General features: G+C 45.9%; 16 protein-coding genes. 13 read left to right on the top strand and 3 right to left on the bottom strand.

What is annotated here, in order from left to right:
* Positions 1 to 248: 248 nt before the first annotated feature.
* The 7 genes from FS628_RS06365 to FS628_RS06335 all read left to right on the top strand — a co-directional run bounded on the left by FS628_RS06365 (position 249) and on the right by FS628_RS06335 (position 6,230).
* Complete coding sequence (locus tag FS628_RS06365) at positions 249 to 755, top strand: DUF2569 domain-containing protein (RefSeq protein ID WP_186327724.1); 507 nt, start codon at positions 249 to 251, stop codon at positions 753 to 755.
* Positions 756 to 881: 126 nt separating this feature from the next.
* A complete protein-coding gene (locus tag FS628_RS06360) occupies positions 882 to 1,496 on the top strand; it encodes a histidine phosphatase family protein (protein ID WP_145320108.1) in 615 nt (204 codons plus the stop codon).
* Positions 1,497 to 1,577: 81 nt separating this feature from the next.
* The gene (locus FS628_RS06355; RefSeq protein ID WP_145320106.1) at positions 1,578 to 2,147 is read left to right on the top strand and encodes a GNAT family N-acetyltransferase; all 570 of its coding nucleotides are present in this window, start codon (positions 1,578 to 1,580) and stop codon (positions 2,145 to 2,147) included.
* A gap of 26 nt (positions 2,148 to 2,173) precedes the next feature.
* The gene (locus tag FS628_RS06350) at positions 2,174 to 2,650 is read left to right on the top strand and encodes a YfbM family protein (protein WP_145320104.1); all 477 of its coding nucleotides are present in this window, start codon (positions 2,174 to 2,176) and stop codon (positions 2,648 to 2,650) included.
* 175 nt (positions 2,651 to 2,825) lie between these two features.
* Entirely contained in the window at positions 2,826 to 3,782 is a 957-nt protein-coding gene (locus FS628_RS06345; protein WP_145320102.1) for a radical SAM protein, read from the top strand.
* A gap of 424 nt (positions 3,783 to 4,206) precedes the next feature.
* The gene (locus FS628_RS06340) at positions 4,207 to 5,220 is read left to right on the top strand and encodes a phosphodiester glycosidase family protein (protein ID WP_145320100.1); all 1,014 of its coding nucleotides are present in this window, start codon (positions 4,207 to 4,209) and stop codon (positions 5,218 to 5,220) included.
* Positions 5,217 to 6,230, top strand: coding sequence for a bifunctional glycosyltransferase family 2/GtrA family protein (locus FS628_RS06335; RefSeq protein WP_145320098.1), 1,014 nt, complete (start codon positions 5,217 to 5,219; stop codon positions 6,228 to 6,230). Before FS628_RS06340 ends, FS628_RS06335 begins: the two co-directional genes overlap by 4 nt.
* A 152-nt stretch (positions 6,231 to 6,382) precedes the next feature.
* On the opposite strand, the gene FS628_RS06330 is transcribed toward FS628_RS06335, so the two are convergent.
* The 3 genes from FS628_RS06330 to FS628_RS06320 are packed head-to-tail and all read right to left on the bottom strand — an operon-like array spanning position 6,383 to position 9,255.
* Complete coding sequence (locus FS628_RS06330; RefSeq protein ID WP_145320096.1) at positions 6,383 to 7,837, bottom strand: PTS transporter subunit EIIC; 1,455 nt, start codon at positions 7,835 to 7,837, stop codon at positions 6,383 to 6,385.
* 30 nt (positions 7,838 to 7,867) lie between these two features.
* On the bottom strand, positions 7,868 to 8,326 hold the full coding sequence (locus tag FS628_RS06325; protein ID WP_440131265.1) for a PTS sugar transporter subunit IIA: 459 nt from the start codon (positions 8,324 to 8,326) through the stop codon (positions 7,868 to 7,870).
* A 44-nt stretch (positions 8,327 to 8,370) separates the two neighbouring features.
* Positions 8,371 to 9,255, bottom strand: a complete 885-nt coding sequence (locus tag FS628_RS06320; RefSeq protein ID WP_260870937.1) for a PRD domain-containing protein — start codon at positions 9,253 to 9,255, stop codon at positions 8,371 to 8,373.
* 297 nt (positions 9,256 to 9,552) lie between these two features.
* On the opposite strand from FS628_RS06320, the gene FS628_RS06315 reads away from it, so the two are divergent.
* The 6 genes from FS628_RS06315 to FS628_RS06290 all read left to right on the top strand — a co-directional run bounded on the left by FS628_RS06315 (position 9,553) and on the right by FS628_RS06290 (position 12,862).
* Positions 9,553 to 10,263, top strand: a complete 711-nt coding sequence (locus FS628_RS06315; RefSeq protein WP_145320092.1) for an AAA family ATPase — start codon at positions 9,553 to 9,555, stop codon at positions 10,261 to 10,263.
* A 54-nt stretch (positions 10,264 to 10,317) separates the two neighbouring features.
* Positions 10,318 to 10,806, top strand: coding sequence for a cysteine hydrolase family protein (locus FS628_RS06310; protein WP_145320090.1), 489 nt, complete (start codon positions 10,318 to 10,320; stop codon positions 10,804 to 10,806).
* Positions 10,807 to 10,839: 33 nt separating this feature from the next.
* Complete coding sequence (locus FS628_RS06305; RefSeq protein ID WP_145320088.1) at positions 10,840 to 11,076, top strand: hypothetical protein; 237 nt, start codon at positions 10,840 to 10,842, stop codon at positions 11,074 to 11,076.
* Positions 11,077 to 11,271: 195 nt separating this feature from the next.
* Entirely contained in the window at positions 11,272 to 11,787 is a 516-nt protein-coding gene (locus FS628_RS06300) for a GNAT family N-acetyltransferase (protein ID WP_260870936.1), read from the top strand.
* Between the two features lie 31 nt (positions 11,788 to 11,818).
* Complete coding sequence (locus tag FS628_RS06295; protein WP_145320086.1) at positions 11,819 to 12,229, top strand: hypothetical protein; 411 nt, start codon at positions 11,819 to 11,821, stop codon at positions 12,227 to 12,229.
* A 150-nt stretch (positions 12,230 to 12,379) separates the two neighbouring features.
* On the top strand, positions 12,380 to 12,862 hold the full coding sequence (locus FS628_RS06290; RefSeq protein ID WP_145320084.1) for a hypothetical protein: 483 nt from the start codon (positions 12,380 to 12,382) through the stop codon (positions 12,860 to 12,862).
* Positions 12,863 to 12,904: the final 42 nt, after the last annotated feature.

Raw genomic sequence — 12,904 nt, 5'->3', positions numbered from 1 at the left:
CTTTGGCCTTTACAGCGAATGAGTATGATGTTATGAAATGGATGCTTTGCCCTTGACACTCGTAGTACAATAAGGAAGTTGTGTAAAATTCTGTATAAGAGGAGGGCGGAGAGATCGCTATAAGGAGAGTGTGAAAATACATACAACGCACGTGAAGTAAGGGTAAGAATCACCCGTAGATTCAATTTGCAATATTAAGATGAAGACTCATCTCAGAAAAACAAAACTGGTTAAGGAAGTGTTACAAGGTGGAACCACATATTCAAGAGCAAAAGACAGACTACCGTTCACTAGGCGTATCGGGTTTAGGTGGTTGGCTGATTCTCGTCCAGATTGGATTATTTCTTACGTTGATTTTCCTGGCGCTCCAATTGGTTCTGTATTGTTTGCCCATGCTTACAACAGAGACTTGGGAGTTGCTAACTTCGGAGCAATCTGAATATTATCACCCGCTATGGGGACCGGTCGTTATTTTTGAAACGGTATATAACGCACTGTTTTTAGTGTTTAGCATATATACTATCATTGCTTTGTATAGTAAAAAATCGATCTTTCCTCGTCTTATGATCATGTTTTATAGTGTCAGTCTAGCCGTTAGTATCATTGATTATTTATTGTTGCTTCAAATTCCGATGGCGAGAGAACTTGAGGATGGAAGCTCGTTAAGAGATATTGGCAAGTCGGTACTTACTTGCGCCATCTGGATTCCTTACTTTATAAAATCCGAGCGAGTTCATAACACATTTGTAAGATAAATGGTAAGCAGGAAATACCCGATCTTGGATAGAAGCTATCTGAGGTCGGGTTTATTTTATATATGCCGGGCTGTCATATAGTGTAAAGGATATTGTTCATTATAGAAGTGAAAAGGAGGAGAGATCTTGAAAATTTACCTGGTAAGGCATGGGGTGGATGAGGAAGGGTATCGAGGCGGATGGAGTGATCGTGGACTTACGGAACAGGGAATCAATCAATCCAGGAAACTGGGAGAGCATTTGCATCATCATGCTGAGGAGTACAACATACATACGATTATTAGCAGTGATCTTCCTCGTGCAGTGCAGACAACACGGGAAATTGAGAAGAAATTAAACATGCAGGCTAGCTTAATGAAAGATTGGCGGGAGATGAATAACGGAAATTTGGCAGGTATGCTCCATAAGGATGCTGAAGTGAACTACCCAGGGGTTTATTTCAACACTCTTGAGATGGACTCCCCGTTTCCGGGAGGAGAAAGTCCAAGGGATTTTTATAGCCGGATAAGCACAGCTTTCGAGAGTCTTTTCAGAGGTCTAGAGGAGCAGACAATCAAATCCAATGTTCTCTTAATTACTCACGGCGGAGTGATTAACATCCTATATTATCTGCTTGAATATAGGGAATGGAGCAATAAGTCGAGCTTTTATCCCATGGACAACACCAGTGTACATACCGTTGAAAAAGGAAGGCATGGTTGGAAACTTAGCAACGCAAATGGCTTGAGTCATCTAGATTAGTTGTTTTACCTTGGAGTTAGAAAATATTGACCGAGCTGCCAGTGTGTGTTTGTCCTACTAATTCTCAAGGAGGGTAAATCTATGAAAACGATTGAAAGCTTCTTCGAACCATTTCCGATATTAGAAACCGAACGAACGCTGCTCCGGCCCCTTAGCTATGATGATCTGGAGGATATGTACAGCTACTGCGCTGTACCTGCTGTCTCGGAGTTCACCACCTGGGACGCGCATCAGAGCAAAGAAGACACAAAAGGGTTTTTAGATTTTGTCATGAGTCGGTATGAGGCGGATCTAATAGGCCCATGGGGGATTGAAGATAAACAAACGAAGAGGCTGATTGGTAGTTGTAACTATTTAGGGTGCGATAGCGATAACAGGAGAGTCGAGCTGGGATATGTGTTATCTGACCAATATTGGAATCAAGGCATCATGACCGAAGTCGTGAAACGAATCATCCAATTTGGGTTTGACGAAGTGGGGCTTGAGCGGATCCAAGCTAGATGTTTGGTGAATAACACAGGCTCTGCCAAAGTGATGGAGAAGGCAGGTATGCAATTCGAAGGTGTGCTGAGGAAGTACATGAGGGTGAAAAATGAACTTCAGGATCTCAAGATGTATGCTATTTTAAAAGAAGACTTCTACTCTCAATAGGGACATACAATAAAGGAGGAAATAAGATGAGTTTGATTGGACAATATCTGGCTTTGCCTCAGGAAGTGATCTCAGAGCTAAGTGAAGGAACCCTTTTATTCAAAGATATCGACAGGAATGCATATGGCATGTTAGATATCGACCGATCATGGGAAGGCATTCACTTTCTTTTATGTGATACAGATTACAATGGCACACCCCCGGAGGGTTATGTTGTACCCTTGTTGAATGATCAGTCTCTGAAAATTCCCGATTTCAGTACGTTCTATCTAAAGGATGACCAGGTACAGGAGGCAGCGGCCTATCTGGACACATTGACCACGGAACAACTTCGAGCCAAATATTCGAGCGAACGGTTTGTGAAAGAGAAGATCTACCCACTTTTCGAAGGGGCAGATGCTGAGGGATTCTGGGATTACCTTATATCTCACCTTACTGAGATTCAGAAGTTCTACCGTATTGCTGCATCGAAAGGTCAAGGTATCGTATTTTATATTGTCTAATTCAATAAACATATACCAAGCTTTGGCCCATTCCCGATCGTTGAGGAAATGGGTTTTTATTTTGTTTTCCGGCATGAAACGTACATAATGTCATATCGTCAACTAGGCTCCTTCCGCTATAATCTTCAAGTTATCCAAATGTGGAATGAATGAAGGAACCAGGAGGTACAACGAATTGATAGCCAAAAACAGATATAAATCACTCGAACTGGAGACACCCGGCGTATATGAGCTGGAAGGGCTTGAGGTGGGAGTGACATCGAACTGCAACTATAAATGCGACTATTGCTGCGCCTACAATCGGGATGATGGAGCGTGCATTGATAGTCAGGAAGTGATCCGTATTATTAGTGAGCTTCCTCGTCTCAAGCGAGTGCGATTGTCCGGGGGTGAAGTAACCCTGAAATATCAGGATTGTTTGGAGATCGTGACGTACTGCGCGGCACATGGCATCGATACACAATTGAACAGTAATGCCAGTCTGCTGACAGAAGAACGGATCATTGCATTGCGAGATGCAGGCTTGTCCAACATTCATATCTCGTTCAATTATACGGATGCGGAGGCCTATGCTGCGTACTACCGTGTGCATCCTCGCATGTATGAGAGACTGGAGCAGAATATCCGTTTGTGTACGGGAGCGGGCCTGGAGACGGTACTTGAAACGTTACTATTTGAAGGTAACCAAGCGAACATGCAGGCCATTAGCGATAAGGTGTATGATCTGGGGGTGCGCATCCATGAGATCCAGAACAGCATTAAGATGCCACATACGGATTGGAGTCAGATTGTCTCGAGAGAGTCCCTTGTTCGATCTGTAACGGAGCTGATTGAACATAAAAAGCCGGATACAACGCTCTATTTTACCTGTATGGATCGGTTTGCTGAACAGTTGAATTTGCGCGAACAACCTGGGGTGTATTTCTCTAATTGTGTGGATGGCACGAAACAGCTGCACTTACACGGCAACGGGGATATTCTTATCTGTGAGTTATGCCACCCTGTTGTGATTGGTAACATCTATAATGGAACGTCGTTGAAGGATATCTACGCTCAGCAGCCACCGGCGTTAACAGAATTCCTGGAGAAGCGGCCTTGTCCCGCGTACGATGCTCTTTTTGCAGACGCATAACAGGAAGACCTGTTGAAGATATGTGTGTTAAATAAAATATGCACTACGATAGAAGTGACCTTTAGGGTTCTATAGATTGAAAATCAAGGTGATCTTATTTCCTCAATGGGAAAACGGATGGCCTTTTTTGATTGAACTATTCATTTACACAATAACGGAGAGGACAGAAAAAACCTGAAAAAGCGAAGCTAAAAGCTTTCTGCAAGAAAGCTAACTTCGGAAGCATAGCGTTCGCCTTTATCTCCGGATTTTACCCTTTAGAAAAGGGAATCAAAAAAATCTGGGGGTAACAGCGATTGGAAGATTGTTCTGTCAACGTAGTGTCAGTGTAAATAATCTTTAGTTCATTGATATGGTTTCAGATTCATTTAAGCTACCCGGCCTAATATGGCCTTAAGAACTTAGATGAAGAGGTGAGCTTCACATGATGAAGATTGATGAGAAACCAACCCGGAAAAACCCACATAAACGACCGATCTCTCCAAGAAAGCGCCGATGGCTCATTATTACACTTGTCATCGTGCTCGGGGTAGGTGGAATCCTGTACAGCCTGGCGGACCGTTACCTGATCCGGCATGTACAGGTGGTCGTAGCAGATGAGAACACGGCAACGGCAGCAACGGGCAACACCAATGATTCCAGCAGTACTTCGACCATTACGACTGAAGTGAACGCAACGTCAGATGATTGGAATTACTCGAGTGATGATATGAAGGTCAGTATTGAAAAGGTACAGACCGGTTCTGGCTCGGATCAGATTACGTATTATGTTGCTGATGTTCAGCTAACGGATGCAAGCAGCCTGCGAACCGCGCTGGCGGACAATAGTTTTGGAACGAACATTACCGAAAATACGTCAGAGATTGCTGCTGCAAATCATGCGATCTTTGCCATTAATGGTGACTACTACGGATTCCGTGAAGATGGTGTTATTATCCGAAATGGGACTTTGTATCGAGACAGTCCGACGCGGGACGCACTTGCCCTGTTCAACGACGGTACGATGAAAACATATAACGAGAATGAGATTTCTTCCTCGGAACTGCTGGCCGAAGGTGCAACCAATACACTATCCTTTGGACCGATTCTGATTCAGAATGGCGAGATCGTCAGTGATTTTAGCAGTGTAAAAATCGATAACAACTTCGGAAACCGATCCATCCAGGATGCGAATCCAAGAACAGCGATCGGCATGATTGCTCCGAATCATTATGTCTTCATGGTGGTGGACGGACGGCAGGATGACAGCCGTGGCATGACCTTGGCAGAACTGGCCGATGTCATGAAAGGCCTCGGAGCAACCGAAGCCTACAATCTGGACGGTGGCGGTTCATCCACGATGTATTTTATGGGCAGAGTCGTCAATAACCCGCTGGGGCGTAGCCAGGAACGTGGCGTAAGTGACATTCTATATCTGACGGAGGGACAAGGATCATGACGATATTAATTCCATCATATGAACCCGATGTGCGTTTACTGAATCTCGTTCTGCAACTGCAAACATATAAACTTGGTCCCATTGTGATTGTGGATGATGGCAGTGGCCCCGGGTACCGTGGAATTTTTGAAACGGCAGAAGCCTACGGCTGTACAGTCCTGACACATCCCGTCAATCTGGGCAAGGGAAGGGCCTTGAAGACAGGCTTTCAGTATATTAAGGAGTATGGACCTCAGGGTGGTGTGGTGTGCGCAGACAGTGACGGACAGCATCTGCCACATGATATTAAGCGTATCTTCGAAGTGCTGCTCGCACAAACGACACCAGGAATTGTACTCGGTAGCCGTCGCTTCAGCGGGAAAATCCCAGCACGCAGCCGTTTTGGCAACACAGTCACCCGGGCGGTCTTTTCCCTCACAACAGGTACCAAAGTATATGACACGCAGACGGGTCTACGAGGTTTTCCCTACTCCATGCTAGACTGGCTGAACCAGATTCCGGGGGATCGGTTTGAATACGAGATGAACATGCTGTTAACAGCACACAAGGAAGGATATGAGATTACGGAGGAGTTTATAGATACGGTGTATCTGGATCACAATGAGTCCTCCCATTTCCGCCCGTTGGTTGATTCGTTCCGGATCTATATGCCAATCCTGATGTTCAGCACATCTTCGGTGCTGTCCGCACTGATTGATTTTGGATTACTGTTCATTATCCAGTATTTCACGCATAATTTATTTCTGTCGGTTGTCGCAGCAAGACTGTGCAGCTCCATCTTCAACTATACGATTAATCGGAAGTACGTATTCTCTGCTGGAAAGGCCTCGAAGGTTCGTCAGTCTTTGCCCAAATATTTCTCACTCGTCCTACTGGTGTTGCTATTAAACTACGGTTTACTGTATTTTTATAATGAAAAACTGATTATTCCGCTGCTCGCAGCCAAGCTGTTGACCGAGGTATCCATCTTCCTGTTCAGCTATTGGGCGCAGCGCAGATTTGTCTATTAACACAGAGAGAGTGGGCATATAGCTTGCTCTCTTTTTTTCAATCAAAACCGTTTCAAAAGAATATCCTGTACTTCTTGGTTAACAAAAAAGGTCGAGAACAGGGGTAAGCATACCCTTGTTCTCGGCCTTTTAAACTCACAGGAGGACGAGCGTTACATCAGCTTCTTAATCTCATCCTTCAGGATTTCGGACTGGGTGCCGAAGATGACCTGCACAGCTCCACCACCGAGCCTCATGACGCCGGAAGCGCCAAGCTGTTTGAGCGCCCGATCGTTGACGGCTTTGTCGTCCCTAACAACTAGCCGGAGGCGAGTGATGCATGCGTCAATGCTCTCGATATTATCTGTTCCCCCGATCTCGGCGAGCACTTTGCCAGCCTTGGTGTCGGCAGACGCTGCCACTGCTGAAGTATCAGTGGGGGTATCGGCATCATAAGTGTCATCCTCGCGCCCCGGCGTTTTCAGGTTGAACTTGATAATCATGAACCGGAACAGGAAATAATAGACGACCGCAAATGCGAGTCCGACCGGGATCATGAGCAGCGGATTGGTCGACAGCTTCATGTTCACGAGGTAATCGATCAGACCTGCAGAGAAGGCGAAGCCCAGCTTAACATTTAGCAGGTACATGATCAGGGCCGCTGCACCGGTAAGAATAGCGTGCACCACATACAGCAGAGGCGCCGCGAACATGAAGGAGAACTCGAGCGGCTCGGTAATACCCGTTAAGAACGAAGCCACCGCTGCGCCGATAAAGATCGAAGCGACCATTTTACGCTTTTCAGGCCGGGCTGTATGAATCAAGGCTAGCGCCGCCGCCGGAAGAGCGAACATCATAATCGGGAAGAAGCCAGACATGAACATGCCTGCCGTAGGGTCTCCGTTGAAGAAGCGGGTCAGGTCGCCGTGCACGACTTCCCCGGCTGCATTGGTATAATCTCCGATCTGGAACCAGGCGATGGAGTTGAGGACATGATGCAGACCGAGCGGGATGAGCAGGCGGTTGGCGATCATGAACACCATGGAGCCAACGCCTCCAAAGCCTACAATCCAGGCGCCGAAAGCGCCGATGGCATCCTGAATCGGGCTCCAGACCATGCCGAACAGGATGGCCAACACCAGCATGGAGCCGGCGGTGACCATCGGCACAAAGCGTTTGCCGGAGAAGAAGCCGAGCCAGTCAGGAAGCTTGATATTATGGTATTTTTTATACATATAGGCTGCAAGCAGTCCGGCAAATATCCCGCCCAATACGCCCATATCCAGCTTGACATCGTCAGGAATATAGCCGAATACACCTGGAACGGCTCCCAGAATCCGCGTCAGCACCATATAAGCGATCAGGGCGGAAAGCGCGGCGACCGCATCCCCCGCCAGTCCGATTGCCACCCCAATGGCGAAGATGAGCGCAAGGTTGCCGAAGATCGCCCCCGCTCCCTCATTCAAGAATGGAACTACATACTGATTAAGAAATCCCCCGATCACGGGACCGAGCGGAATGTCCTTTTCGTAATTAAGAAGACCGAGGCCTTGAAGAATTCCTGCCGCAGGCAGGGTTGCTACAGGAAGCATCAGGGATCTTCCCAGCTTTTGCAGTGCTTTCAGCATATTGTTCTTCCTTTCTTTTTTTGATTTAGGTTATTTGGACAAGCTGACTTTCATGATAGTTCCCATGCCTGCTTCTACGCTGCCATACTCCGGGTGCGACTCCCACGGCTGTTCAGCCGCATTCGCAACGATGACAGGGGTGATGACCGGATAACCGGCCGAAGCGATCGCATTCAGGTCAAATTCAATCAGGGTCTGACCGATAGTGACCTGATCCCCGGTCTGCACTTGGGGGGTGAAGCCATGTCCTTTCAGGCTGACAGTATTCATACCGATATGCAGCAGCAGCTGCAGCCCGGAAGCATGCTCAATCATTACGGCATGGTGCGATTTGATCAGGTGCACCACAGTGCCGTCGATAGGGGCGACCAGCCTGCCCTCCTGGGGAATCATTGCAACTCCCGGTCCCATAAGTCCTTGCGCGAACGCTTCGTCAGGCACTTCTTCCAAACTGACGCAGGTTCCGGTGAGGGGAGAGGCGACGGATATTGTTTCAGATGTTTTGGCAGATTTGTTGTTTTTCCATTTCCAGATCATTGTGTGTGGTCCTTTCTGTTGTTGGTTTTGGCATGGGTTTGAAAAAGCCGGTATAAATGCATGGCGAGAAAAGCCGTTTCTTCCTCGGGTACCTCTGTACCCAAATCCTCGGCCATTACAGCGCTCAGTTTTCTGGCCAGCTGGTATTCGGACGGATATTCATTTTTCACATATTGTGCGAAGGTGGGGGCCGTCATCGACTGCTGATACAGGCGTTCCATGGAGAAGCGCAGGTGTATCATGAGTCTTGCCTGGCTAAGGCTGCCCTGATCAAAGCGAACGCCACCCTCCTCTTCAATAATGGACTGAAGCTTGCTGATCACATTGGATACCTTAACCAACTGTCCGACAGGGACGTGATTTACGGAGGAGTACACATGGTATGTCAGGAACCCGGCCTCATCCTCCGGTACCTCTACGCCAAAGGCCTCTCCGATCATGGCCGCCGCTTCCGAGGCGATTTCGAATTCTTTCGGAAAGCTGAGCTTTGTCTCCGTAAGGAAGGGATTCAGAATCTCCATCCCGTTGCGGATACGATATAAGGTGAACTGAATATGACTCGGAAGAGCAAGGTAGATCTTGTCATTCAGCTTGCCGGGAAATTGATCAGCGATGAGACGGATAATTCGGTCAGAGATGTCGATGACATTGGGGTCCAAGTCTTTCATCAGCTCCTGGGCCTGCCCCCACTCCTCCCGGTCTTCCAGCCGGAACCTTTTCTCAATTCGCGGATCATCGGACTGAATGGTGCTTTCCACCTTGAACGCAAATCCCAACCCTTTGCCGATCAGTACGTACTCCTTGGTATTCTGGTGCGACCGGGCCAGAACAATATTGCTGCCGACGACCCGCTCCACCTGCAGAATCATTCCTTTACTCACGGTTCACCGCCTCCTCGTTTCTAAAGTTAACGCTTTCAGGCCGCCGGAACGCAAAAAGAGCCAAGAAGCGAGTATAGTCTCATGTTCGCTTCTTGGCTCATGCCCTCTGGGGTGGTAACACGCCAATTCATTTTATGTTTTTATCAGAACGTTCTTCCTACATAATATAGAAGGTGATCTGCCACCGTCAACCATAATTTTGTCATCCATCTGTTCGTCGTTTAATATAGGGAATGTGTAAACGAAAAGGTACCTGCCGTAGATGGAGCCAAATCTAACATGAATAGGAGTATGCCTATGTATCTTCGAAGTGTGGAACTCTTGTTGTCCAAGATCGAGAATCGGGACCAATATCCTTTTGACATCCCCTCGATCCGGTCCTTGGAACGGTTGGAGCTCACGAATAACGTTACTTTTTTTGTAGGTGAAAATGGTTCAGGGAAATCTACGCTGCTGGAAGGCATCGCTCATCAATGTGGATTCAATACCGCAGGGGGCGGCAGGAATAATACCTATGAGACACATGCTTCGGAATCCTCGCTCGGGAGTTATCTCAGACTGGCATGGTTGCCCAAAATAACGAATGGCTTCTTCATGCGCTCTGAATCGTTCTATCAATTCGCATCGCATGTCGATGAGATGCCGGCATCGCTTCCATATTATGGCGGGCGTTCATTGCATGAACAATCGCATGGGGAGTCTTTTCTCAGTCTGTTCGTCAACCGCTTCAGTTCCAAAGGCATCTACCTGCTCGACGAGCCCGAAGCCGCATTGTCCCCAGCAAGGCAGCTCTCTTTATTGCGGATTCTCCATGATCTGTCAGGCACTTCACAATTCATTATTGCGACGCATTCACCGATTTTGCTGGGATATCCGGGGGCAGAGATTTTAAGTTTTGACGATAGCCATATTCAAGAGGTAACCTATGAGGAGACCGATCACTATCAGATTACCCGCAGCTTTCTCGAGAACCGTGACCGGATGCTGAATGAATTGTTTAAAGACTAAATTGAATTTTGTGATACCAAGATTAAAACTACATTTTGTATGAGGAGAGATTGGATGAAAGTAGGATTCATAATCATTGATATGCAAGAGAGTATTGTGCGGAAAAAGATGGATCAGAGCTCGATAGACCATGCTTGCGAGTACATTAACCATGTAGCTAACGTGCTGCGCTCGAATGATCATGTGGTCGTTCACGTGCAGGATGTGGAGGGCATGGAGGAGACACCACCGGAAGAATATCGTATTATTCCCGAGGTGGATGTGAATGAGAAGGATATCACAGTTACCAAAGAAGCTTCCAATGCTTTCTGGCAAACTGATCTGGAGCAGGTGTTGAAGAGTCACGGAATTGAATTGGTGATTATTGCCGGGTTTGCCGCAGAGGAATGTGTTCTATTCACATACAACGGTGCGATGGAGCGAGGTTTCCGTCCGGTGATGTTGCAAAACGGAATTCTCAGCACTCATCATGAAGCGGTAACTTCAACGTACAGAGATCGCAATGTGATCTCATATCCTGTGGTTGATTATCTAATCCATTAAGTGTCGGTTATATCCAAAATGGAGGTGATGGTGATGAACGTGCTTCACATTGCTTTTGTCCTTGTGATCTCATTGGCAGGCGTTGTTTTCGGTGTTCAGGGGTTGAAGAAAAAATCTCCAGTCATGATGTATATCAGTGTAATATTTATTTTCGTTCCTATACTTCTTTTCATGGATTGGTTGACATTCTTACCTTTTATCGCTCCCGCAGCGCTTGCCAGTGGATACTTGGTGAAAAATAAAGACAAGACCAATAATCGGACTCTGTAGGGAGTCTTTTTTTTTTGCACAAATGTACACTTCCACTACGACAGTTAAGGTTACTCCATGGTTTAAACCAAACTTTGCCTATATCTGCTGTGGTTGAAAGGATATATTGAGAACAGGGCACAGCAAACTCGTTGTGGACATCGGTAATGTCATGTATGGACCACTAACCAACTCATTAACTAAGGGAGATGTGCAATGAAGATGAATGTGCAAATTACGAGTATTTTGGCAGAACAAAAGGAATTGTTTCTCAACCTGTACAACTTGTATTTATATGATCTGTCTGAATTTTCTGGCGAGGATCTACTCGAAGAGGGGAAATATGATCCAACGAACACCTATCTATATCTGGAATGCGATGAATTACATCCGTTTTTGATTCAGTATGAAGGAAAGGTTATTGGATTCGTACTGGTGTGCTCACCTCCATATGTGCCGGAAGGTGTGGATTATACCGTGCAAGAGCTGTTCCTGGTTAAAAAGTATCGCGGACAGGGGCTAGCAGCACAAGCGGTTGACATGGTTTTTGCTCAATTTGAGGGTACATTCAAAGTAGAACAGCTCGCTAATAATGCGGCAGCAGTTTCATTCTGGAAAAAATATTATGAGCAGCATCAGATTGAACATACTGAGTCTGAATATAACATTGAGATTGACAACATCGCTGGCAGCCACCGAATTTTGTCCCAGACTTTTGTGCGTGGAATATAGATATCCTAATTAAAATTAGAAGGTGATTCGTTTGTTTATTATCGTAGCAACCAAGGGGGATTTGAAGTGGATTTCAGGTGTATTTCAGGCAGAAAATGTAGCTAGACAGTACATGGATCTAATACCTGATGAGCTTAAGGCATACCAGAAATTCATTCAGATAGAAAACCTCACATATCCTTTTTGTATTATAGAGCGTCAGGAATCTCCATTTAGGTTTCTCGGTAAAGATGAAGTGATTTCACTTTTCGATCATACGAATGTATCACAGGACGAAGATGAGGTGCACTTCAATATCTACACGGTGGATTCAGATTATAGACCAAAGAACCCTGGAACAGATTATATGGGAGTACTGAGGCATGATCATGTAACCAATGAATTTATAGAGATGTACCGAGAAGAAAGAACATCGTTTCTGAGTAGACGAAGGATTTTATGAATGTAAGGAAGTTTTTATCACGGTCCTATTTTACTTCTCCTGATTTGGGAGGTAGATAGGATCTTTTTCAATTTCCATTTACCAATACATGGGTTATGATGAATTAAGAGGAGTCTATGGGAGTGACGTGTAAGGAGGAAGTACGCAGGAATGCCGAAGCATCATTTTGTTATCGAAAACAAAGAGCAAGTAAACGGGAATATTCATACTTCGTACTCATGGGATTCAAAAGGGAGAATACATGGAAGTGGATTAACCACAGAGAATCATGCGACCTTGGAAGACGAATTCATTGCGTACATCTATGATTCCCTTCTTTGGTTGGATACATGGAATCCATCTACCTGCATGAGATGTAGTGGACTGAACAACTATGGAATAACCGTTATTGAAGAGCCAGATGTTTTGGTGAAGTTTCATCAACTGATTCGGGCTTGGATGGATCTATTCAGCCATGCGGCGGATCCGATTGTGCTGACAGGGAATTACAGCATTGCTGGAGGCGAACAGAAGGGCTACTACGAGAAACTGGTGTACAACAAAGTCGAATTAATCAACGAATTAAACAAGCTTGCGAACATGGCAAAGTTTGCTGAGGTAAATGGGAAATGCATTGTGCATTTTGGGATATGAATCAATAGAAAAGGTTCCTGATTAAAATTGTAAGCTGTTGAG

This window comes from Paenibacillus xylanexedens (assembly GCF_007676705.1).
GTDB classification, from domain to species: Bacteria; Bacillota; Bacilli; order Paenibacillales; family Paenibacillaceae; genus Paenibacillus; species Paenibacillus xylanexedens_C.
The sequence above is the reverse complement of the archived record's forward strand: the minus strand, read 5'-3'. Positions and strand labels throughout refer to the sequence as shown.

What these genes read in the sequence shown, in the direction of transcription:
- FS628_RS06290 (WP_145320084.1), top strand. Translation starts at nt 12,380, where the DNA reads ATGCCGAAGCATCATTTTGTTATCGAAAACAAAGAGCAAGTAAACGGG.
- FS628_RS06335 (WP_145320098.1), top strand. Translation starts at nt 5,217, where the DNA reads ATGACGATATTAATTCCATCATATGAACCCGATGTGCGTTTACTGAAT.
- FS628_RS06300 (WP_260870936.1), top strand. Translation starts at nt 11,272, where the DNA reads ATGAAGATGAATGTGCAAATTACGAGTATTTTGGCAGAACAAAAGGAA.
- FS628_RS06305 (WP_145320088.1), top strand. Translation starts at nt 10,840, where the DNA reads ATGAACGTGCTTCACATTGCTTTTGTCCTTGTGATCTCATTGGCAGGC.
- FS628_RS06330 (WP_145320096.1), bottom strand. Translation starts at nt 7,837, where the DNA reads ATGCTGAAAGCACTGCAAAAGCTGGGAAGATCCCTGATGCTTCCTGTA.
- FS628_RS06355 (WP_145320106.1), top strand. Translation starts at nt 1,578, where the DNA reads ATGAAAACGATTGAAAGCTTCTTCGAACCATTTCCGATATTAGAAACC.
- FS628_RS06315 (WP_145320092.1), top strand. Translation starts at nt 9,553, where the DNA reads ATGTATCTTCGAAGTGTGGAACTCTTGTTGTCCAAGATCGAGAATCGG.
- FS628_RS06350 (WP_145320104.1), top strand. Translation starts at nt 2,174, where the DNA reads ATGAGTTTGATTGGACAATATCTGGCTTTGCCTCAGGAAGTGATCTCA.
- FS628_RS06310 (WP_145320090.1), top strand. Translation starts at nt 10,318, where the DNA reads ATGAAAGTAGGATTCATAATCATTGATATGCAAGAGAGTATTGTGCGG.
- FS628_RS06340 (WP_145320100.1), top strand. Translation starts at nt 4,207, where the DNA reads ATGATGAAGATTGATGAGAAACCAACCCGGAAAAACCCACATAAACGA.